The sequence below is a fragment of the Streptomyces venezuelae genome, assembly GCF_008642315.1.
In the GTDB taxonomy this organism is placed as follows: domain Bacteria; phylum Actinomycetota; class Actinomycetes; order Streptomycetales; family Streptomycetaceae; genus Streptomyces; species Streptomyces venezuelae_D.
The window spans coordinates 2,232,150-2,254,099 of record NZ_CP029192.1 but is presented as its reverse complement, the minus strand read 5'-3'; the positions used below and the strand labels follow the sequence as shown (position 1 = coordinate 2,254,099).

Below are 21,950 nucleotides of genomic sequence, written 5' to 3'. Positions count from 1 at the left end.
CGGCAGGCGGTTCGGGGGCCAGCAAGGTGGCGGGGCCTGTCGGTTCCGCCAAGGGGAGGGAACAAGAGCATGAACGCGCAGCAGCCCAAGGGCGGCCAGCCTGATCTCAACACCCAGGTGAGGCAGGTGGCCAACGCCCTCCAGAAGGTGTACGGCGATCTGCTGGACACCAGCGACCTGGCGGCCAAGTGCTCGGGGGAGGCGTTCGAGACGCGCCGCACCTCCAGGGCGCTGGCCGCGCAGGCCGTGCGGATCGTCGCCGGTTTCAGCCCGGAGGAAGCCGCAGCCACCGTCATCGACGGGGACCTCGACCAGGGCATAGACGCGATCGCGGTGGTCGAGGGGGCCAAGCCGCACGTGTACCTCGTCCAGAGCAAGTGGAGCGCGAAGGGATACGCCAAGGGCGAGCGCGAGGCCGTACTCGAGCTCCTCGCGGGCCTCAGGCTCATCGACGAGGAGAACTTCGCCCCGTTCAACCCGCGGGGCCGCAGGCTGGCCGAGTACGCCAAATCCGTCATGGACCGGGGGACCGTCCCCGTCACCCAGGTCGTGGTGATGATGCGGCCCGACATGCCCGGCGACGGCTTCATGCAGGCGATCAAGAACGGGGAGGAGGAGTTCAACCGGTACGGCGACGTCTTGGGCCACCGGATCATCCTGGCTCCGGAGATCTGGGCTTCCGTACGAGCCGACCAGGCACCCGAGCCGGTGGTCCTGTCCGCCGAGCTGTTCCCCTGGTTCGGCATGGGATCCGACGCGTTGTACGAGTCCTACCAGGGAGTCGTAGACGCCGAGCAGGTCGCCGACTGGGCGGAGCAGCATGGGACGAACCTGTTCAACCTGAACATCCGCAAGCCCCTGGGCCGGACGCCCATCAACAACTCACTGATCGCCACCCTCACCGAGGAGCCGGCCAACTTCTGGTACTACAACAACGGCATCACCGTGCTCTGCGATCGTGTGGAGAAGGTTGAACGGTCGGCACGTGCTCCCCAGCAGAAGCCCCTGATGCTGACCCTGCACAACGCCAGCGTGGTGAACGGCGCCCAGACCGTGCGCGCGGTGGCCGAGGCGTTGCAGAAGGAGGACGCGGCGGCCGAGGCGAAGATAGGCGTACGGATCATCGTCACGCACGCGGCCCAGGAGTTCGCCAGCGACACCACGCGCGCCACCAACCGCCAGAACAGCGTGGGCGACCGCGACTTCGTCGCCCTCGATCCCGTACAGGGGGACATCCTGGACGAGATGCGGGCGGAACTCGGCCTGGAATACGGGGTGCAGCGCAGCGAGGTCGACCTTCCCGAGGAGTCCGGCTGCACCGTGGTCGAGGCGGCCGTTGCTCTGGCCTGCGCCCATGCCGACAGCCAGTACGCGGCCCGGATCGCGCTCGCCCTCGACCCGCTGTGGGAGCGTGGCCCGCAGGGGGTCTATGACGTGCTGTTCCGCCCGAGGCCGGGTGTCTACCTGCTGTGGAACGCTGTCCAGGTGGTCCGGGAGGTGCGCCGCTCCCTTCTCGACCTCCGTAAGCGCTATGAGGGCAGGGCCGCCGCGCTGACGGAGCACGGCACGTACCTGCTGGCCCATCTGGTCTTCCGGCTCCTCGACACCGAGGGGATCGACGAGCCCGACACCAAGCTGACCTGGGCCGGCGACGCCAAGGCGGAAACCAAGGAGATCGTCGAGCGGCTGCTGCCCGTCACCATGCAGGTCATCGACGGGCTCTCCGAGCGGCGCCCGCAGATCCGAGCCGTATGTGCGGACGTCGACCGGTGCCGAGAGGTCTCCGAACGGGTCGTGGAGGCCATGGCAGAGGGCAAGGACGGCTCCGCTCCGGACACGTACCGCCGCGTCCGACCGACTCGCAAGCGTCGCCGCCCCAACGCCGTCCAGATCCTCGTCGACAAGCGGGTACTGCCCGAGGGCGAGCCGCTCGCCCTCAGCACGGCCTACCCGACGGAAGCCGACGCGCTCAGGGACTGGCTGGCGGAAGACCCGCAGCGATCCCGGGCCACATGGACCAACCACCGGACGAAGCCCATCGTCTGGGCCCCCGACGGCAAGCAGTACTCGCCTTCCGGACTGATCACCCTCATGTGGGAGCAGGCCGCATGGGAGGAACGCCCCGTGGCCAACCAGGGCACGGCCCGCTGGGTCACCTCATCGGGGGACACCCTCGCCGATCTCGCGTGGCGGACGCTGGGCGACCTGGAGGAGCCGGACGAGTCCGACGAACCGGGCCGCCAGGATGAGGACGAGACCGACCAGTAACCACGGGAGAGAAGCCCGCCATGCCCCGCCTCGCCTTCGACATCGCCTTCTGCTCCCAGCTCCCCAAACTCCAGGGCACGGTCCGCAAGGGGGTCTTCGACGCCTGGGAGAAGTTCGAGCGACTCACCCTGGACCAGCTGTTCAAGGATCCCGGCCTGAAGCTGGAGTCGCTCAAAGGCGCCCGGGACCCGCACATCCGGACGATCCGGATCGATCGCGGCACCCGAGGGGTCGTGCTGGCACCCGACAGCGGGGACACGTACGTCCTGCTGCGCGTGCTGCCGCACGACGAGGCCAACGCCTGGGCCGTCAAGCAGAAGGCGAGCATCAACACGGTCACCCGGGCCGTCGAGATCCGCGACATCGCCGTCCTGGAGGAGCTCACCCCCGCATACGAGCGGATCGCCCCTGCCGCCGAGCAGCGGCTCTTCGCCCGGTTCTCGGACGGAGACCTCGCTGCCCTCGGCATCGACGGGACGACCCTGCGCCAGGCTCGGGTCCTGACCAGTGCGGAGCAGCTGGAGGCCTTCGCGCCGTTCTTCCCCCAGGACCAGCGGGAGGTTCTGGAGTACCTGGCCGCCGGCTTCACCGTGGAGGACGTGTGGCGCGAGGTGGTCGCCGTCAACCTGGCCGCCGCCGACAGCTCGGAGCCCGTGAACCCCGGCGACTACGAGACCGCAATCCGGCATACCCGCACCCGCATCGCCCTGGTCACCGGATCGGACGAGCTCCGCGAGATCCTCGACAAGCCCTTTGCCGCGTGGCGGGTCTTCCTGCACCCGTCTCAGCACCGGGTGGCCTACCGGGCCTCCTACTCCGGCCCGGCCCAGGTCACCGGAGGCCCTGGCACGGGCAAGACGGTCGTCGCCCTGCACCGCGTACGCCACCTGCTCGGCCACCTGCGTGACGGCGACCGCATCCTGCTCACCACATACACCAACGCACTGGTGGCCGCCCTGCGTGCGGGCCTCGCCGAGCTCGTCGACGACGTGACACTCCGGGACCGGGTGGACATCATGACCGTCGACGCGTTCGCCGGGCGAGTGCTGTCCACGTCGCGTCGGCCCCTGCGCGCCGACGAGGAGTCGGCCCGCTGGCAGCAGGCCGCCCGGGCCGCAGGCTTCACCGGGAGCCCGCAGTTCCTCGCCCAGGAGTACAGGCACGTCGTCCTCGCCCAGAACCTGCGTACGTACGAGCAGTACGAAGCCGCCGAGCGCAAAGGGCGGGGCAGCGCGCTGCCCGGGGCGGCCCGACCTTTGGTGTGGGGCGCCGTCGAGGAGTTCACCGCCCGGCTGGCCTCCGACGGGCTGCGGACCTACCTGGGCACCTGCACGGAGGCCGCGGACCTGCTGGAGCGGGCCGGGCCGTGCTATCGGCACGTCGTCGTCGACGAGGCCCAGGACCTGCACCCCGCCCAGTGGCGCCTACTGCGCGCCGCCGCCCCGGTGCGCCCGGACGACCTGTTCATCGCGGGAGACCCGCACCAGCGGATTTACGACAGCAAGGTCTCCCTGAAGTCGGTCGGGATCAAGGTCGCGGGGCGGGCAACGAAGATGCGCAAGAACTACCGCTCCACGCACGAGATCCTGAGCTGGTCCACCGCGCTCCTCATTGGGCGCCCCTTCGCGGAGCTTGAGGACGACGCTCGTCACGAAACGCTACTCGGGTACCGTTCGGCGCTGCACGGGAGCGGCCCCGAGACCCATGCGGCCGGCTCCGCGGAGGCGGAGCTGACAGCGCTCGTCGCACGCGTTCGCAGCTGGCTGGAGGACGGCATTGCCCCCGGTGACATCGGCGTGAGTGCCCGCTTCAACCGGACCTGCGACCACGTTGCCGCGCGTCTCTCGGCGGCCGGTATCCCTGCTCAGCGACTGCGGGCGGACCGGCCGGCGGCGGTAGACGCGGTGAACGTCGGCACCATGCACTCGTTCAAGGGCCTGGAGTATCGATGCGTCGCGGTGGTCGGCGTCCATGACGGCGCCGTGCCGTTTCCCAAGGCGGTGACGCCGGTGGACGTCGACCGTCTCCAGCACGAGGCCGACCTGTTGGCGGAGCGCTGCCTGCTGTTCGTCGCCTGCACTCGGGCCCGCGACGGCCTGTACGTGTCCTGGGCAGGGGAGCCCAGTCCTTTCCTGTCGACGACCGGACTGTGAGCCGGAACGGATACCTGCAGCGAAGGCCAGACCCCGTCCGCGGCGTTTCCGATGACGACGGAGTCGCTGCCTGTGGCTCTCGTCCGGCGAGACAGTAGTGCGAAGGGCTTTCAGCCCGCTGGCGGACCCTGCTTGTACGTGCTGTGGAGGTAGGTTCGCCGTTTGGCGCCCCGGTCACGAGTGCGTGTCTGGCGGGCACGCACTGACTCATCGCTTGATTCCGTAGCCACGACAACGCTGTGGCCATCATCAACACGCTGCTTGACCAAGGCGTACAGCTGCTCCCTGGTGGTGCCGATAGTTCCGGCGAGCCCGTGCTTGACTAGATCGATGAACTGGGTCCCCGTGAGATGCCGTTCGATCTGGTTGTATCCGAGGATCCGCGTGTCGCTGCCCGACCGCTTGCCGCGCGTGCAGTCGTCATCGAGTAGGAGCCGGATGTACGAGACGGGTAAGTACATGCCCGGAGCGAGCCCTTGAACCGGCTGCCTACTGGCCCCCTGGGGCCAATGAGCGAGCTTCACGAAGCAGGGGTCATTTCCGAGACGCCACTCGCTGGGCTGTGCCGGAGGCCTACTCAGCCTGGCCACTTCTTCAAGCCGGTCGAGTTGGCTTCTTAGGCGCGCGTCCACGTAGATCGATCGAGCATCCGGACCGAGCCGCTTGTACTGAACGAAGACAAAGCTCTTGGTCGGCTCGTGGTAGTAGAGCATGTCAGTGCCGAGGCGCGATTCCACCGGCGTGGCATTGACGTTGACGACCTCGAGCCGCCGTCCAGATGCGTCGTGGAGTACGTGAATGTCACAGCGGACCGTGTCTCCGTGTCGCCACTCGCTGAACATCCCGAACGCCTCGCCTGCGACGCGGACGTCGTAGTCGATCAGGCTGTGCTCTACAGGTTGTGGAATCAGCCCGGCGGTGTAGGGGGCGTCTACTGATCGAGGGCGTTGCCATGCGGCGAGTGCGGCGAGCGGGAAGTCGGCGATGCGTAGCAGGCTGCCCGTAGCGTCGCGCTGCTCCTGCCATGACAGGTCGGCAGGGCTGTCTCCAAAAACAGGAGGGTCCGCTTGGGCAATCAGCCAGTCGAGGAGGGAGCCAAGCCTGTGCCACCTTGCACGTAGCGCGCGTTCAAGTGACTGCGATACGGCGTCGCTGCAGGCGCCGACTGCGCCCAGCAGCGAAGCCTGGTCGAACTCCTGGCGCAGCGGACCTGGCAGATCACGGAGCAAGCCTTCAGAGCCATCGAGTGGAATGGTCTCCAAGCATTCCCGAAGCGGATCGACGGTGATGCTCTTCTCGACAGCCCCCACAGTGCCGTGTCGAGCCACGATGCCTATCCACGCGAGCCACCGTGATCGTTCGCGGTCGGGTTGGGCTGGGGTCTCGCCGATCAAGAGAACGATGGGTGGTCCGTCGAGAGCCGCGTCGAGTTTCAGGCTCTTTGGGCGGGACTTGGTCAGGCGTTGCTCAATTCTGAACTTGTCCTGATTGGCATCGAGTTCTTCCGAACTCAGAGTCACGATGAAGGCCACGTGCGGACTCTATCGGTCAAGGTTCAGGTCGCAATGGTCCTCTGTGGTTGGCGGCTCTGGGGTGGGGTGTTGAGGGGGTGTCGGCCCGAGGGCGGCGATGTTTGATGACGGTGACGCGAGTGCCGCACAGCGCGGTGAGGTCCTCGGGGTTGGAGGTGAGGATTGTGACCGGCCCGGGGCGGCCAATGCAGTGGCGGCGTGGCGTGCGATCAGTTCGGTGATCGGCTCCACGACGAGGCAGGGGAGTGGCCACTCCAGGGTCGGGCGGTTGATGCGGCGTGGACCACTTCGACGAGGGTGGACGCTGAGGTGCTCCGGCAGAGGCCATCGGTGTGGGCCAGGGTGAGCTAGGCGATGACCGTAAGGTCGCGCAGGACGGCCTTGGCTAGGCATTCGCTGTCCAGGACGAGATTGCCGCCGGGGAGCGGGTCCCGCGAGGCATCCGGCATCCGCTCCGTGCCCGTCTGATCGCGTCGCGCCTGGGTGCTCTGTCGCGCGAGGCCTGGGTCTCCTCGCCCGTGACGGGTCCGTGCTCATCCTCAGCGACGGTGATGAGTTCGTTGAGGTTGTCGCGCTCGATCTCGCGAGCCCAGCCGTGGCCACGTTGCGAGCTCATGCGGTGAGATATCCAACGGCGGCCCGTCTGGGGCCGCTGCGGCGTGCGTCAAGAGCTGCCCGTAGCGCTCATAACGCACGCAATGCACATTGATCTTGAGTCCGATTTGCGTCACGTGAGGCTCTGACCTGCGATTTTCTTCGACATGATTTCTGTTGACGTGTTTCCGATGACGCATCATGTGGAGTGTGTGGCGATTTTGGAGCCTGCTGCTAAGGGCGCCTGACCTGTGGTTTCGCCGAGTGTGCATTATGTGCGCTGTAAGCGTTACGGGCGATATCTTGACGCATATTCGACGCACGTGAGACCCGTTTGACGCACGTTCTGATGAGGCGTCAGGCGGTCGTTCTTGCAGGTGGCGGTGCGTCGGGTGGAGCCTGTCGGGTTCCTTCTTCGCTATCTCTTGGGTCAAGGGTCGTCGGTTATGGCCTGGTTTGGGGCTTAGTAGGAGCGGGGCCCGTGCGGGCTCCAGTGGCCGAGGAAAGGCTTGTGGTCGTCGCCGCTGGGCTTCGGTGGGGTGGGCAGCTTCGGCGCTGCGGTGGACTCGGCGAGGTGCTGGAGGCGGGCATCCGCGAAGGCGAGCCGCGCCTCGATCTCGGTCCTTTCCTGCCCAGGTGGCAGTGATGTGGCGTGGTTGCGCACCGCTGTGACGTATTCGTTCAGGCGCTTGGTCTGGTGCCAGGCGTCTGCTTGTTCGTCGAGGTGTTTGACGCGATAGGCGTGGGCGTACGCGGCGCGGGCTTCCTGCATGGCGGCCTCCCAGCGCCGCTGCTGCTCCTCTCGGGTTCGCTGGTCTGCGAGGCGTTTGCGTTCGGCGGCTTCGCCACGGAGGTCGACTTCCTGCGCGATTTCGGCGAGTTGGTCTTCCAGCGGCCGGTCGGGGAGGTCGGCCCATTCGCTGGCGCGGTGTGGGTTGCCGCCTCGGAGCGTGAAACGCAGGCGGTTTGAGGGCGTGTAGTCGAAGCGGGCGACGCGCATCCATGAGTACTTCTTGGCGTCGGCGAGTTCTTTGTCGGTGGGGACGTGTTCGCTGCGGTCCTGTTCCTGGAGGACGAGGAATCCGACGCTTTCGCCTTGGGCGGTGATGGTGAAGTGCAGTGGTGCTTTGCGGCGCCGATGGGGTGGGGGAGCGCCCTGGGTGGTTCCGAGTGCTGCCTTGTGGCCATGTGTTTCGGTCGCGGTGACGAGGGCCTGGAGGATGCGCAGGGCTCGGCCTTGGACGAGTTTGGTCAGACCCATGGGCTGTGGCAGCTTTTGAAGGGCGGCCACGATGGAGTGGGGTTTGGTGAGTCTGACCGGCACGGGCAGCAGGATGAGTTCGGTGAGGCGCCAGGCGGGGATGTCGACGAGCTTGATTTCGTAGCCGCGGTGCGTGCGGTAGCCGTAGAGCGCCTGCGTGTGAGGGATTTTGCCGGACCTCCGGGCGGCACTGACCCGTGACGCCCAATTCACTGCGTGCGGGCCGGATTCGAGGGGCTTGACGAGACAGCCATCGTTCGCGGCCAGTTCTTCGAGGAGATGGTCCGCGTAGCTTGTGCGGGCCTTCGGCACTGTCTTGGGCCGCGGCGGCGCTGGCTTTCGGTCGGGTCGCTTAGGTGGTTCAGCTGTCTGATCCATGGGGCGGATGCCGCGTTCGGTGAGGTGCTGCCGCCCTTTGACGGTGAGGTGGGCGCTCCAATCCCCCGGCGTTTGGCGATTTTGACGAGCCCTCGGTTTTGCAGGGCCTGCGCGCTGACCTTGTATGTGCTGCCCGGCCAGACTCCATCGGGACATCCCTGGCCCACCCAGTCGAGCACGGCCTGCTGCCGTTCGTTGAGGGCCTGTTGCATGTGGTTCTCCTGTGGTTCCCGGTCGTGCTGCCCTGGAGACAATGCCCGTCGTTTCCGTGGGAATTCGGGGCAGCCGTCGGGGGCCCTCGTTCGGATGAGATGTGTTGGGTGGCTCGTCTACAGCTTTCCGGCGAAGCACCGGACGGCTTGGTCAGGGGCGAACAGCCAGGTGAGCCAGCGTTCCCACAGACCATCCTCCTCGGCTGAGCGCCATCAGTCAGGCCGGACCGCGACGCCGCCGAGCGCGCGGGATGGGGTGTGTAGGTGAGTGCGACGTGGGTGGAGTGGTATCTGCGGGGTCGTTAGGGAGAGACAGAGGCTCAACAGGATTTGGCGGTTGGCCATCGACTGTGTCCATGCCGGGCAGAAATGCATGATCTTGATCGGTGTGAGCGCGCTGGGCACGCTCAGGTACCGGGAGGATATGGCGGCGGGTGAGTTCAGCGACGTCGATCATGGGGGCGGCGGCAATGTGGTCGAGGAGTTCTGCCTGCTGAGGTTCCAGGGCTGTGAGATGCCTGAGTACGGCGAGGACTTCGACGAGTTCCCGGCTCCAGTCGGGTTCCCATCGCTCGGGGCGTTCACAGTCGAGTTCACTGGTTACTTTGCCGGCGGCATGGTCGCTGCGGTAGGCGAGCCAACTGTCGAGCACGTTGCGCCCGCCCGTGGAGTAGTTGCGCATGCGTGGAGTGACACCGGTGAAGATGCCGCCTTCGATGACAAGTCGCTGGCCTTCGCTATCAAAGCTGATGGCCGAAGGGAGCTTATCGGGCGCGACTTCTCGGGCGTACGTGATCTCGGGGTATAGGCGCCGCCACCAGTTCGATGTGCCGGCCGGGCGACTGTCGGCGGGGTTGGTGCAGCGTGCTCCAAATGTTGAGGCCCACAATATGTGGTGTCCCAGGCTGATTGCCTCGTGCCAGAGTCCACGATCGGCGGTCAGGGGGACGCGCACGCCGAGGGAGTTGAGGTCGTCCGCGTAACGCTCGGTGAAGGCTGGATGGGCAGTGACAGCGGCGATGTAGGCGAGCAAGTCCTTTGGGAGGACTTGCTGTAGGCCGTATGAGTTGGCGAGGTGGGGTAGAAGCCCTGGGGTGATGTTGGGGGTTCGGTCGGCGTGCAGGAGCGGCAGGACGCGGCCGCCGTTTCCCTTGAAGTAATCGTTGTCCGGAAGGAGGGCGGTGAAGAGCAGAGCTGGACCGGTCTGTAATCGTTGGGTGTGCTGCTCGACTACGAAGATTTGGCCGTCGATGTCGGCCTGCCAAAGCTCGGGGCGGGAGCGGTCGATGACGCGGCCGTCGGGTATGAGCCACTGGCGGTCCAGGGCCCTGCGCGCGATGCGTATGGGAGCGGGACATGGGCCCTGCTCGACGCGCAGGAGAGTTGGTGGGTGGGGATGACCCGGGATTTGGAGGGCTTCCTTGTCTAAGGTGCGGTCCTGGGTCGCTTTGAACAGTTTTTCCTTCCTGGTGGGATCGCGTTCTTGGATAAGGAGGTTCCAACGTTGATGCAGGATGACTCTTGAGGGGCTGATGACCCAGTTTCGGTTGGGTTTGATGCCCGGCTTGCACCAGGGCATGAGCTCGGTGAGGGCGGGGAAGTCATCCCAGCCGCTCCGCGAGGCGGGTGTGAAAGGTACGGGCTCAACAGGTCGAGAAGTGAGCCACTCGGGACCGTCGATGTGCAGACTATGCAGTTGCTCCTCTTTGCTCTGTCGGGTGCCATGAACGGCAACGTAGTGGATCGGGGCCAAGTTCTCTTTTCGCTCGCCTTGCCGGCGGACGAAGATGGCGATGGCCAACTCCTGCTGCACTCCAGGGAAGAAGCGGCTGTTGAGCGGGGGCCTTTTGGTCTCGGGAGTGAGGTCGATGACCCAACCCTCTGTGCAGGTGCGCCGAAGGTAGGAACGCATGCCCTGGAAGCCCGCACCCCGGATGAAGCCGCCGGTGCTGACGAAGCAGACGACGCCGTGGCGGTGATCGCCATGCTGGTCGAAGACCTTGTGGGTGGCCCAGCGCCAGAAGTAGGTGCACAGGCTTTTCAGCTTGTTCTCGTACACGCCTGCTGCACCGCGCAGTCGGAAATCGTCCAGGGGCGGGGCGCCGCGGCCCGGTGAGCCCTTCTCGATCCATCCGCCCTGACCTTCTGCCTGTTCGCGGTGGGGAGGGTTGCCGATGACGACGGTGATGCGTTCGTTGCGTTGAATCGTGCTGGCTGCCTCGGCGTCGTCGCGTAAAGGCCCCCACAAGGCGCCATAGCGATCGAAGAGTTCACTGGGTCGCCACGGGTCGGCGAGAGTATCGGCCAAGTGCAGGCGCATGTCGCGTAGTCGGACCCGGGCATTGAGGTGCCGGAGCATCTGCCCCACACGCATCTGAGCGACGGAAAAGGCACCCATCTGCTTTTCGAATCCGATCAGTCGGCCTGCGAGTTCTTGCACGGATTCGGCGCGGAAGCCTTCGTTGCCACCTTCGGACTGTTTGCGCGCGACGAGGTCGATGATGCCGGTGAGGAAGGTGCCGGTTCCCATCGACGGGTCGATGATGGACACACCGGGGTCGGCGAAGCCATCCGGGCAGTCCAGACTGGTCGCCAGCACCTCATCAACCAGCCGGATCATCTCTGTCACCAGCGGGGCCGGGGTGTAGTAGGTGCCGGAGTCCTTGCGTAGCTCGGCGTCGTACTCCTGCAGGAAGTGCTCGTAGAGATGAATGTGGAAGCCAGGTTCGCCGGCGAGGGCGATTCCCCAGTCGATGGCGTCAATTACGCGGACGAGCATGTCGAGGCTGTCGCGGAATTCTCCCTCGACCTGGTCGGTGAGGATCTGCAAGGCGCGGCCCATGACGGAGTGCTCAGCCCCAAGCCGTCGGCCTACCTCGTGCAGGCTCATGCTGACCAGTGCTTTGTCGTTGCCGTCCGTGGTGTCGGAACCAGCTAGCAGGAGAGCAAAGGTGACGGACTGTGCGTAGCGGTCAGCAAATGTCGCGCGCTTGTCCCGGTCATCTGTGGTCGGGAAGAGATCAACTTCAAGTGTGGAGGCCAGGTCGCTGAACGGGCGCTGGTGGCGTGGAAGGCCCGCTTCGGCATCTAGGCGATCATGAACAGCATCACGCAGAAGCGCGCACAGTGGGGCGACCTGGGCGACCACCTCCCGCATTGACGTCAACGGGTGGGGCTGCCAGCCGAAGAATGCGACAAGCATCGCTTCGAAGGCGGCCTCGCTGGCGACCGGCAGCCGTAGGCGGGAGCCAGCGTTGCGTAGATCACCCTTGAAGTGGATGGCGTCGCCGTACTGCCGACCCGAGCGGTACATGATCCAGGTCTGACCGTTCGTGTAGATCAGGTTGGGCAGTTTCGCCATGCCCTCCCATTGACGGCGGTCGCGCTGGTTCAGGCCGCTGGGATGGATCGTGCTCTTGTCGGGGCTTTTCAGCTCGACGTAGCCGACGATGTTGCGCGGTGACTTTCCAATCCGCACCGCCAGGTCGGGGCGTATCCGGTGCGCGGTGATGGCTACCTCGGCGTGCAGGACCGCTTGCAGTCCCAACACTCCTGCTGCGTCGACGAGAAGGGTTTCGACTGCTCGGCGGATCGCGGCTTCCTTTTGCCCGTGCAGCAACGCCTGCTTACACGTCGCACCAAATTCGCTGACGATCCTCCGAAACCGCTCCTTGCGCTGCATCCCGCCCCCCGAGGCCAGCACGCGCCCGCATCATCTCAACTTACGGTAAACGCAACATCACTACCCGTCGAGAGTGCCTACCGATCGAGGCGCTGGGTGTGCGTGTCAACCCTGGTTCAGCGGCGCGCCTCATGGCGGCGTCGCGCCTGCACCCTTAGTGGCCCGGTGGCCAACTCCATTCCGATACTGGTGGCATTGTGCTGCGGGTAGGGGTTGGCTCCGGCTGCGTCAGGCCTTCTCGATCGTGATCCGGGCGTGGACGGCGGTGAGCATGGCGACGTCTTCGACGTCTGAGGTCAGGATCGTGACGTGCCCGGGCTGCGCTAGGGCGGTGGCGCAGAGCATGGCGTCGATGGCGTGTTTGTGGCCGTGCAGTCCGGCTGTGCGCAGTAGCGTCGCCGCCGACTGGGCGATGGCCTGAGTGACGGGCTCGACCCGGAGCCGGGACAGCGTCCATTTCAGTGCAGCGTCGTTGATCTTCGGGTGGATCACTTCGACGAGCACTGCGGCGGAGGTGAGGACGGGCAGGTCGGCGTCACGGGCTGCGGTGAGCCACTCCTGGACCTCGCGGTCGCGCTGGACGGCCTTGGCCAGGCCCTCGCTGTCCAGGATGAGGGCACCGCTCACGCGGCCGCACCGGCCCCGGAGGAGGGGGCACCAGTAAGCCGGGCCCGCTTGGCGTCCACGGCCGCCGGATCGGCGGGACCGTTGACACTCTCGAAGTCGGCGATCAGCTCGTCCAGGTTATCGCGCTCGATCTGGCGTTGGGCGGCTTTCTCTAGGTACGCGGATACGCCGCGCTTGCCTACTCGCTCGCGAATGGCCTGCAGGGTGCCGGCGGTGAGGGAGACGGAGATGCCGCTGCTGGGGCCATCGCCGGGGAAGAAGTCGCTGTCGTCGTCAGCCATGACACGAGTATGGCATTTCTAATGCTATATGGCGACCTCGTGGGCGGCGATGTGCGTCAAGAGATCGCCCGTGGAGCCCTTAGCGCACGCAACGCACGTTGACCACGAGGTCGACTTGCTCCTGATGCGCCGCTGACCTGCGGTTTCCTTTCACATGTTTTCGATTCACATGTTTTCGATGACGCATCACGTGGAGTGCGTGGCGATTCTGGAGCCTGCTGAGAAGGGCCGCTGACCTGCTGTTTCGTCGAGTATGCATGATGTGCGCTGTGGGCGTTACGGGCGATACCTTGACGCACGAGCGGCGCACGTGACGCACGTGTGACGCACGCCCGTCCCAAGACCTGACAGCCTTTCAGGTGTGTGAGGACTGCCTTGACGGCGCCGAGGGCGCAGGCGTCCGCGTCCTCCGTCGCGATGGTCGCGGCGTTCGGGAACGGTGGACGGCCCAGGCAGGCCCGGAACCGGTCGCGCGGCGCTGCCCCGAGCGCCCCGGCCGCCGGGCAGCAACCGGCCGGAGCGGGGTGGCGCCACCATCTGCCCGGCATGCCGGGCGTTGAGCCGCTGGATCACGTACGCCGCGCCCATGACCAGAACCAGCATGACGCTGATGGTCAGGGCTGCGTCCGTGACGGTCACCGCTCCGTTCCCGGACGGCCGGCCACGGACACGGCGGCGCAGTGGGTCGAGGACGCACCGCCCTCGTACTCCCACGACTCCTCAGGATCCTGTGCCCGTTCGGCGCACGCGTCCCCGTGCCGGGCTTCCTCCGCGGCCATCAGCGCGCTCGCGGTCAGCGCCGGACCTCCGGGATCGCTCGCGGCGGCCATCAGTCGTGCGGCCGCGTCGGCGCCGGTGCCGGGTGGGATCACCAAGAGGTCCCAGCGGCCGACTGTGTAGGAGAGCAGCAGGACCTTGTGCGGGTCGAGCTCCGTCGTGAACCAGCCGACCTTCACCACGTGCCCGTGGACGGGCACCTTGCGCGGGATGACGGGCCAGTGGGTGGGATTGACGGCGATGCGGGTGATGCGACCCCAGTGAGGGTCCAACGCGTCGGTCAGATCGGGCAGTTCCCGCAGCAGGTCGCGGGAGCGGGGCCACCAGGCGCCGTCCAGCAGGCCATGAGGCGACCCCGGGGCTTTCAGCGCGAGGCGGACGGCGGGGGCTGAGGGGTGGGGCGGAAGCGGTGGAAGAATGCTGATGGTCGCGGACATGACGCGAACCCGTCCCCAGGCGGCTGTCTGTGGACGGCGGCCCGGCGTCTTTGCTCGTCGAGAACGACGTCGGCATGGAAGCCAGTGTGCGAAATGCTCTCGACACCTCCAGGCTACTCCCTGTCCGGGCTCAACGGGCCATGTGGAGCAACCGAGTTCACACACTCCGCTCCCGGGGAGTGTCTCACCACTCCTCCCAGGCATCACATGACCGCGGAACGCGTGGACACCGGGCGCCCTCGGCGGGATGCCGGCAGCGGAGGAACTCCTGTCCCAGACGATCGAGCCTGACGGCCGCCGCACCCCCGGGCGGCGACCGTGGGCGCGAGGATGCGAGCCCCTCCTTCACCGCGTCCCCACGCGAGTCCTCCGTGGCAGCGGGGTCGCGGGAGGACCCCGCACCTGTCAGGAGGACGGAGGCTGGAACCGCGATTGTCGGAGCTACGGCCCCAGCCGGGCTTCGATGATGCCGCGCCGACTCGGGGGGCTGGGAGCCGGAGGCCGATGGACAGCGGCGGTGCTCACCTCGCCGGCTGACTCATCTGCCTCGTACGCAGCGTAGGGCGGGTACCCGCTGCCGTGAAGGGCGTACCCCCGGCTCATTCGGGGCGCCCGTACATGGGGGACCTCGCCCTTCGAGTGTGGGTGATCATGCGGAGCTCGTGTCCGGCGTCGTGCGTTGGTGGTCGGGTGCCTGGTCGCCCTGTGGGCAAGTGCCGGCCCGCTTGGCGGTCGGCACCACGGTCGGGCGACTACCGTGGATCGGCCGTGGGGGCTGCGTGCCCGACTCGGTCCGCGGCGACGAGCACGCTCGCGGTCAGCGGCGGACCGTCGCAGTCGGACGCGGCCGCCATCAGGCGGGCCGCCGGTTTCGCCTCGGTCTCGGGCGGGATGACGAGCAGGTCCCACCGCCCGGTGCTGTAGGAGAGCAGCAGTCAGCAGTTCATGACCGACCAACCCGCCAACCCGCCAACGGGTATCGGTCAGTGGCGGCCACCGCACCCCACAGATGCGCACGAGCGGCCGTCCCGAGCGGCAGGGGTACGCTGACAACGTCGAGGGCACGTCGTACTCCGGCGTTCGGACCGGTCTCGTCCTCGTTTCGGCCCCTCAGGAACGGGCAGTCGACTCCCACCGGGCGCCTCGCGCGCCGCCGGTCCGCTCGGCTCCAGCAGACCGCCCGCCGCTCGCGCCCACCAGGGCGAGAGTGCCCGACGACCCCGGCCGCGCTGTCGTCAACGAGGTCAAGGACCGCGCACGTCTCTCACTCGGTCTGGCCGTCCGGCCGCGGGGGCCTGATCCATCCCCTCGATGGCCTGCTCGCCGCGGTGCTCTACGCCGTAACGGGCCTCGGCGTCACGGTCGGCTTCCGCCGTGGCCTGACCAACGGCGGCCACCGGGCCGTCGGGCCGCTGCGCAGCGCGCTCGCGGTGGCCGGATCGACGAGCTTCCAGGGTGACGTGATCGGCTGGCTCCGGGACATGCGCTGCCCCACCCCGGACCGTCTCGCCGCCCGCCGCGCGTGAACACGAGCGACCGCATCCCGTTCAGGAGTTCTCATGACACTTGCCCCGCCGCCCCCGCTCTCCTCGTTGTCCGCCGTCCGCCTGCGTCTGGTGTCCCAGCCGGCCCAGGGCCACATGCCTCGGCTCATCGACGGCGCCTGGTGGCCCCGCTCGCTCGATCTGGTGTCCGAACTGCCCAGACTGCTGGCCGTACTGCCGCACGCCTGGGGGCAGGTCACCAGCGTTCTCGTGGACGAGGCCGCATGGTCCCCGTTCCCGGGTCGACTGCTCGTCGCCCATCAGGTCGTACGCCTGCGCCGCACGACCACCCAGCACTCCCCGTCCACCGTCTGTCTGCTGGCGCCCGGCCGTGGCCGGTGGGACCTACGGGTGGTGCCGCCTGCCGCCACGGACGCGGAGGCCAGGCGGCTGATGGAGAGTATGGCCATCGCTTTGAGGGGCAGTGTGGGGTTGTGAGCCGCAGTTCTTTGAGGGTGGCCTTTCGGCCCCCCGGGCCCGCGGCGCCCGGGCGCGGGCCTGGGGGTGTTGTCACCGAACCCGGCCGGGCAGGCTGCACGTGCCCGGCCCGGGACCGGCCGCGCTGCCGGGACGGGGAGTCCGCTCGGACGGTCGACGGAGTACGCTGGTGTTACCGAGGGTATTTCGTGCACCGGCTTCCACGTCGTTGTCGCTTTCGGTGATCTGATCTCGCCGAGCCGACTCCGGTCGGTCCGGGGCAGGGTTCGCTTCATGACCGCGACCGCTCTTTCCTCCGCGTCGACCTCTGGAAGTACGTCCTCTTCCGCGTCACCCCGGACCCCTTCCGCTCTCCTCGGTTCCTCGTCGGTGGCCGCGCTTGACCCGCTTTCGGGGCGGGGCGCTTCCCTGCGCACCTCGCGCGTGGACCGGTTGATGGTGGACGCGGTGCGCCTGCGTACGGTGTCGCAGACCGACCCGACCGTTTGCGTTCCGCCGACGGCGAGGTGAGAGCGGTGGGAACCCTGGTGGTCACCGCGGCCGCAGTCGGGTCTCCTCACCGCGTTGACGGTCCGGCTCGGCCTCGCGCACGCCGCGATGGCCATGGCCGTACAGGATGACGACACCGGCTCGGCCGAGCGGATTCTGGCCGATACCGGTACCACTCCTGCCGACCCGACCGGCGCATCACGGAGTCGTCCTGGCTGAAGCGGGCGGCACGCCGGGTCGCCACAGACTCGACAGCGGCCCGAGACCCCGGCCGTACCTCAGACGACAGGCCGGGTCCCTCCCGTGCCGTGTGCTTCACGGGCCGTTCGGGCCCGGGACCGTCATCGACGTAAGGAAAGTGAGAACCATGGGTGTTCTGATCACCGTGCTGGCGGTGTGCGCTGTGGCCGGGCTGGTCCTGCTCGCCCTGAGCCTGCACAACGTTCAGCAGTACGAGAAGGGCGTGGTCTTCCGCTTCGGGCGGCTGCTGCCGGACATCCGTGGGCCGGGCCTGCGCGTCACCCGGCCGATCGGGGACCGGATGCGGAAGGTGTCCGTACAGACTGAGGTCCTGGGCATCCCGCCGCAGGGGTCCATCACGGCCGACAACGTGACGCTCACCGTCGACGCGGTCGTCTACTTCAAGGTCATCGACCCCGTCAAGGCCCTGGTGAACGTGCGCGACTATCCTGCCGCCGTCTCCCAGATCGCCCAGACGTCGCTCCGCTCGGTCATCGGCAGGGCCGACCTGGACACGCTGCTCTCCGACCGTGACCACATCAACGCGGAACTCAAGAAGGTGATGGACGCTCCCACCGAGGAACCCTGGGGGCTGCGCATCGAGCGTGTCGAGATCAAGGACATCGCCCTTCCGGAGTCGATGATGCGCTCGATGTCGAAGCAGGCCGAGGCCGAGCGGGAACGCCGCGCGCGGGTCATCGCCGCCGACGGAGAGTTCCAGGCGTCCCAGCGGCTGACCGATGCCGCCGCGACCATGGCCGACACCCCCGGAGCACTCCAACTGCGTCTGTTGCAGACCGTGGTGGACGTCTCGGCCGAGAAGAACAGCACCCTCGTGATGCCGTTCCCCGTGGAGATGCTCCGCTTCTTCGAACATCAGAGTCGCCAGGGTGGGGACAGCAGTGCCGAGTCCGACGGGCGGCTCGTGCGCCGGAGTGACGGGCGCGCCGCGCTCTCCGCAGGGGCCGTGATCCCGGAGCCCGCCATCCACGCACCGGCCCCCGCGCGGTCGGCCTCCCTGCCTGAAGAGCCGACCGGCAGCCGTGCGGAGGTGGCCCGGGAGCGGCGGGACAACTGGCCGACGCGGCGTGACGCCGAGGAAGCTTTGAGCGATTGACCGTCCCGGGGCGCCCGGGGTGGCGCCGATCGTCCGACGTGCGTCTGACACGCGTTTGGCGGACATTCTGACGTGTTGTCAAGTGTGGCGGAGTCGCTCCTGCTCCCGGGCCGACCCGGGAGCAGGAGCTGCTTTCTGGGCGGTCGGGCGGCGCGGGATCGGCGCGCCGCCTTCCGGCCATTTCCACCCGGTCCATCCGGACATGCCCTCGCAGTCCACCGCGCCTGTGCGGATACGCGCTCGCCGGATTCCGCAGCTCGCGTGTGGCGGGATGCGCCTCCTGGCCGCGCGTCGATTCGCGCAGTCGTGGTTTCGTTGCTTCAGCCGGGCCCGGGACGACTCGACGTACGCAGCACTCCTCGTGCCGTGAGACGAGAGGACTCCGTGGATGCCTGCCGTACCGGCTCTCGTACGTGGATTGCTGACCGCCGTCTCCTGGCTGACCAGCCCGCTCACCCCGGACGACTACCTCGGACTGGTGAACCCCCTCCTCGATGCCCGCTTCCCGGTGGGGCGGGTGACAGCGGTGAGCCCGGAGACCGCGGACGTCGGCACGCTCACCCTCCGGCCCGGCCGGGGGTGGTCGGGGCACCGTGCGGGGCAGTACCTGCCGGTCGACGTCGAGGTGGGCGGCGTATGGCATTGGCGCACGTACTCCCTCACCTCGGTGCCAGGTCGAGAGGACGGGCTCCTGACGATCACCGTCAAGGCGGCGCCCGACGGCACGGTGTCGCCGCGGCTGGTCCACCGGACCTTTCCGGGGGCTGTCCTTCGACTCGGCCCGGCACAAGGGGAGTTCGTTCTCCCGGACCAACTTCCGCCCCGAATCCTGATGGTCACCGCAGGCAGCGGCATCACCCCGGTCATGGGCATGCTGCGTACGCTCATGAGTCACCGAACCCCGCACCCCGACGTCGTGCTGGTGCACAGCGCGCCCCGTGCCCGGGACGTCGTCTTCCGCTCCGAACTGCACATGGCCAGAAGGCAGGTGGACTGGCTGGACTATTACGAACACCACTCCCGGCAGCACGGCAGGCTGGCCCCGGAAGACCTCGGCCGGCTCTGCCCCGACTGGCGGGAGCGCGAGACCTGGGCCTGCGGCCCGGCCGGCCTGCTCGACACGGTGGAGGACCACTGGGGCCATGAGGGCCTTGCCGAGCGTCTCCATGTGGAGCGCTTCCGGCTCACGCCGGTCCTGCCGCCGGAGCCCGACGCCGGCCCCGGCTACCGGGTGCTGTTCACGCGCACCGGTGCCGAAAGCACGGCGGACGCCACGACCCCGCTGCTCGTCGTGGGCGAGTCGGCGGGTGCGGCGATGCCGTACGGATGCCGACGCGGCGTCTGCTTCGGCTGCCTCACCCCACTGACTTACGGCCGCGTGCGCGACCTGCGTACCGGTGAAGTCCAAGAACGGACCGGCCAGATGATCCAGACCTGTGTCTCGGCGGCGGCCGGACCGCTGGCCCTTGACGCCTAGCCACCAAGGAATCCCCGTGACCGTGACCCCGCTCGATGCCACCGAAACGACCCCCGGAAAGCACCTCGGCGAGGAACTCGGCGAGGAGCTCGACCGCATCCGCTCCGAGGTCATCGCCGCGCGCGGCGCCGACGACGCCTGTTACATCCGTACCGTGATCGCCACTCAGCGCGGCCTGGAGGCGGGAGGCCGGACAGCTCTGGCCGTCTCGCTGTTCCCGCCCGCCTGGGCTGCGGGTACGGCCATGCTCTCCATCGCCAAGATCCTGGAGAACATGGAGCTGGGCCACAACATCCTGCACGGCCAGTGGGACTGGATGGGCGACCCGGCCATCCACTCGACCACCTGGGAATGGGACTTCCTCACCCCCGCCGAGGCGTGGAAACACACCCACAACCACCTGCATCACACCTGGACCAACGTCGTCGACCGCGACCGGGACCTCGGATACGTCGTCTTCCGGATGAGCGCCGACCAGCGCTGGCGCCCGCGCCATCTCGCCCAGCCGCTCTACAACCTCGTACTCGCCCCGTTCTTCGAGTGGGGCATCGCGCTGTACGACCTGGAGCCCGATGCCGTCGCCGCGGGACGCAAGACATGGCGGTCCTTCGCGGCCGACCTGAGCGGGTTCCTCTCCAAGGCCACCCGCCAACTGGCCAAGGACTACGTCCTGTTCCCGCTGCTCGCCGGGCCCTCGGCCCTGCCCTGCCTACTCGGCAACCTCACCGCCAACACCGTGCGCAACCTGTGGACCAACACCATCATCTTCTGCGGCCACTTCCCCGGCGACGTCCAGACCTTCACCGAGGAGCACATCGAGGGCGAGACGCGTGGACAGTGGTACCTGCGGCAGATCCAGGGCTCGGCCGACATCGAGGGAAGCCCGCTCTTTCACATCCTCAGCGGCAACCTCGGCCACCAGATCGAGCACCACGCCTTCCCCGACCTGCCCAGCAACCGCTACGCCGAGATCGCACCGCGCGTGCGAGAACTCTGCGAGAAGTACGGCATCCCTTACGTCACCGGGCCGTTGTGGCGGCAGTACGGCTCCACCTGGGGGCGCATCCTGCGCTTCGCCCTGCCGGGGCGATGAACCGCGCAGGCGGAACCCAGGTGTTCACTTGGCGAGTGAGCCCTGGTCACCGTACGCCGCCCGGTGCGTCGCCGGGCGCCAATCAGACCGAGCCGACTCCATGACACAGCCGCCGCATGTCAACCGGTGCGGGCGTGCGCACCGAGTTCCTGCGGCGGCTGTGCTTCCTGCGGGGTGGCGGCTTAACCGACCGGCGGGCGCTACATGCGCAGCAGCAACTCTGTGGTCTCCCTGTACTGCCGCAGCGCGAGCCGTAGTTCCTCCGTCTGCGCTTCAGTGTCCTGGCCCCGCCAGCCCGCACGCAAGACACGGTGCCGCTCGGCGAGGGTCGCGGTCAGCTGGGTGACGGCTTCGTCGAAGACGCCGTCGGCCTCCTCCAGCGCCTGTCGTGGGCTCTCCACGAAGGTGTTGAGGGCCTGCTGGAGCCGCATGGTGAGCTTGTCCCGATCGCTTGGGGGGAGAAGCACGAGGCTGGGGGTGTGGTCGGGACCGGTGGTGCTGATGACCGGCTGATCGGGTGTGCGAGCCGGTTCGGAGCGGGGCAACCGCGAGGCATGCTGCTCGGCGGGGTTCGGCCTGTCGGCCCGGGGCTGTTGTGCGCGTTCCTGGTCGTACACCATCGTGTGCCAATTCCCTTCGCGTGACCAACGCCTCGAAGAGGGGGCGGGCTTCGATCATGGCCTCCCGCATCTCCTCGGTGCCGCTCCGGCCGCGGGCGGCCGTGTGCAGGCTGCGGTAGCCGTGGACGTAGTGGGTGTGGAGAGGAGGGTGCCCGCCGCGATGACCACCACGGCGATGATCATGGCTGCCCTCTGTGGCTCGGGCCTCGTGTCCTGCTGGTGCCTGCCGGTGGCGTCCACGCGCCGTGAGTGCCATCCGAGGCGTTGGTGGTCAGCGGCGGAAGGCGTTCTTGATCTTGTCGCCGGACTGCTTCAGGTTCCCTGAGACCCGGTCGGTCCTGCCCTCGCGCTGCAGTCGTCTGTTGCGGGTGGTCCGGCCGAGGCGTTCGGTGATCCGGCCCTTGAGTGCTTGTGCCTTGTTCCTGAACGTCTGTCCAGTACTCATGGCTGTCCTTGGTTCGTCCACTGGGTGGGTTGGGTGCGAGGTCACCTGCCGCTGCGGCTGAACCGGCGCCGACTGCCGCTGCTGCGACTGCCACCGCGGCCTCGCATGAGGAAACCGATGACCCACAGGGCAAGCAGTACGGCCGCGACCCACCAGAGGATCTGCATGGTGAAGCCGAACCCGAAGATCACCAGGATCAGCAGAAGGAGGAGAATCCACATGAGCATCGCCGGGCCTCCAGATCGCGCGGAATGGTTCCTGGTATCCGCGGGGTCCGGGCGAAGC

At 67.6% G+C, this 21,950-nt stretch carries 16 protein-coding genes and 3 pseudogenes; 7 read left to right on the top strand and 12 right to left on the bottom strand.

Annotated features, from left to right (window positions below):
• The first annotated feature begins 69 nt into the window (after nucleotides 1-69).
• Both DEJ48_RS09395 and DEJ48_RS09390 read left to right on the top strand, forming a co-directional pair.
• Nucleotides 70-2,268 carry an AIPR family protein gene (locus tag DEJ48_RS09395; protein ID WP_150215721.1) on the top strand — a complete coding sequence of 733 codons (2,199 nt, stop codon included), beginning with the start codon at nucleotides 70-72 and terminating at the stop codon, nucleotides 2,266-2,268.
• A 20-nt stretch (nucleotides 2,269-2,288) separates the two neighbouring features.
• Nucleotides 2,289-4,421, top strand: coding sequence for a UvrD-helicase domain-containing protein (locus DEJ48_RS09390; protein ID WP_150215720.1), 2,133 nt, complete (start codon nucleotides 2,289-2,291; stop codon nucleotides 4,419-4,421).
• Between the two features lie 110 nt (nucleotides 4,422-4,531).
• Here DEJ48_RS09390 and DEJ48_RS09385 read toward each other — a convergent pair whose 3' ends face one another.
• The 9 genes and pseudogenes from DEJ48_RS09385 to DEJ48_RS40245 form a co-directional block, all read right to left on the bottom strand.
• Nucleotides 4,532-5,953, bottom strand: coding sequence for a hypothetical protein (locus tag DEJ48_RS09385; protein ID WP_150215719.1), 1,422 nt, complete (start codon nucleotides 5,951-5,953; stop codon nucleotides 4,532-4,534).
• 100 nt (nucleotides 5,954-6,053) lie between these two features.
• A pseudogene (locus DEJ48_RS09380) lies at nucleotides 6,054-6,402 on the bottom strand (DNA-binding protein); the annotation flags it as partial.
• Nucleotides 6,339-6,542: pseudogene (locus DEJ48_RS40940) on the bottom strand (hypothetical protein); the annotation flags it as partial. The pseudogenes DEJ48_RS09380 and DEJ48_RS40940, both read right to left, overlap by 64 nt.
• A gap of 468 nt (nucleotides 6,543-7,010) precedes the next feature.
• Complete coding sequence (locus DEJ48_RS40250; protein WP_223831978.1) at nucleotides 7,011-8,120, bottom strand: hypothetical protein; 1,110 nt, start codon at nucleotides 8,118-8,120, stop codon at nucleotides 7,011-7,013.
• A gap of 495 nt (nucleotides 8,121-8,615) precedes the next feature.
• Nucleotides 8,616-12,080: a type ISP restriction/modification enzyme gene (locus tag DEJ48_RS09355; protein WP_150215715.1), complete on the bottom strand. Its 3,465-nt coding sequence runs from the start codon at nucleotides 12,078-12,080 to the stop codon at nucleotides 8,616-8,618.
• Nucleotides 12,081-12,308: 228 nt separating this feature from the next.
• Nucleotides 12,309-12,707, bottom strand: a complete 399-nt coding sequence (locus tag DEJ48_RS09350) for a type II toxin-antitoxin system VapC family toxin (RefSeq protein WP_150215714.1) — start codon at nucleotides 12,705-12,707, stop codon at nucleotides 12,309-12,311.
• Nucleotides 12,704-12,988, bottom strand: coding sequence for a hypothetical protein (locus tag DEJ48_RS09345; protein WP_150215713.1), 285 nt, complete (start codon nucleotides 12,986-12,988; stop codon nucleotides 12,704-12,706). Before DEJ48_RS09345 ends, DEJ48_RS09350 begins: the two co-directional genes overlap by 4 nt.
• Nucleotides 12,989-13,623: 635 nt before the next feature.
• Nucleotides 13,624-14,202 (bottom strand): DUF5994 family protein, encoded by a 579-nt coding sequence (locus tag DEJ48_RS09335; RefSeq protein WP_150215712.1) that lies wholly within the window; start codon nucleotides 14,200-14,202, stop codon nucleotides 13,624-13,626.
• A gap of 752 nt (nucleotides 14,203-14,954) precedes the next feature.
• A pseudogene (locus DEJ48_RS40245) lies at nucleotides 14,955-15,137 on the bottom strand (hypothetical protein); the annotation flags it as partial.
• Between the two features lie 393 nt (nucleotides 15,138-15,530).
• Between DEJ48_RS40245 and DEJ48_RS09325 the strand changes: the two are divergent.
• From DEJ48_RS09325 to DEJ48_RS09305, 5 genes are all read left to right on the top strand, one after another.
• On the top strand, nucleotides 15,531-15,728 hold the full coding sequence (locus tag DEJ48_RS09325; RefSeq protein WP_223831977.1) for a hypothetical protein: 198 nt from the start codon (nucleotides 15,531-15,533) through the stop codon (nucleotides 15,726-15,728).
• Nucleotides 15,729-15,761: 33 nt separating this feature from the next.
• Nucleotides 15,762-16,184, top strand: a complete 423-nt coding sequence (locus DEJ48_RS09320; protein ID WP_150215711.1) for a DUF5994 family protein — start codon at nucleotides 15,762-15,764, stop codon at nucleotides 16,182-16,184.
• An 856-nt stretch (nucleotides 16,185-17,040) separates the two neighbouring features.
• On the top strand, nucleotides 17,041-18,030 hold the full coding sequence (locus DEJ48_RS09315; RefSeq protein WP_150215710.1) for a slipin family protein: 990 nt from the start codon (nucleotides 17,041-17,043) through the stop codon (nucleotides 18,028-18,030).
• A gap of 388 nt (nucleotides 18,031-18,418) precedes the next feature.
• Nucleotides 18,419-19,507: a ferredoxin reductase gene (locus DEJ48_RS09310; RefSeq protein WP_150215709.1), complete on the top strand. Its 1,089-nt coding sequence runs from the start codon at nucleotides 18,419-18,421 to the stop codon at nucleotides 19,505-19,507.
• Between the two features lie 22 nt (nucleotides 19,508-19,529).
• Nucleotides 19,530-20,600 carry a fatty acid desaturase family protein gene (locus tag DEJ48_RS09305; protein WP_150221082.1) on the top strand — a complete coding sequence of 357 codons (1,071 nt, stop codon included), beginning with the start codon at nucleotides 19,530-19,532 and terminating at the stop codon, nucleotides 20,598-20,600.
• A gap of 200 nt (nucleotides 20,601-20,800) precedes the next feature.
• On the opposite strand, the gene DEJ48_RS40240 is transcribed toward DEJ48_RS09305, so the two are convergent.
• From DEJ48_RS40240 to DEJ48_RS09290, 3 genes are all read right to left on the bottom strand, one after another.
• Nucleotides 20,801-21,067: a hypothetical protein gene (locus DEJ48_RS40240; protein WP_223831976.1), complete on the bottom strand. Its 267-nt coding sequence runs from the start codon at nucleotides 21,065-21,067 to the stop codon at nucleotides 20,801-20,803.
• 424 nt (nucleotides 21,068-21,491) lie between these two features.
• Complete coding sequence (locus DEJ48_RS09295) at nucleotides 21,492-21,665, bottom strand: CsbD family protein (RefSeq protein WP_150215707.1); 174 nt, start codon at nucleotides 21,663-21,665, stop codon at nucleotides 21,492-21,494.
• A 41-nt stretch (nucleotides 21,666-21,706) separates the two neighbouring features.
• The gene (locus DEJ48_RS09290) at nucleotides 21,707-21,892 is read right to left on the bottom strand and encodes a hypothetical protein (protein WP_055564639.1); all 186 of its coding nucleotides are present in this window, start codon (nucleotides 21,890-21,892) and stop codon (nucleotides 21,707-21,709) included.
• Nucleotides 21,893-21,950: the final 58 nt, after the last annotated feature.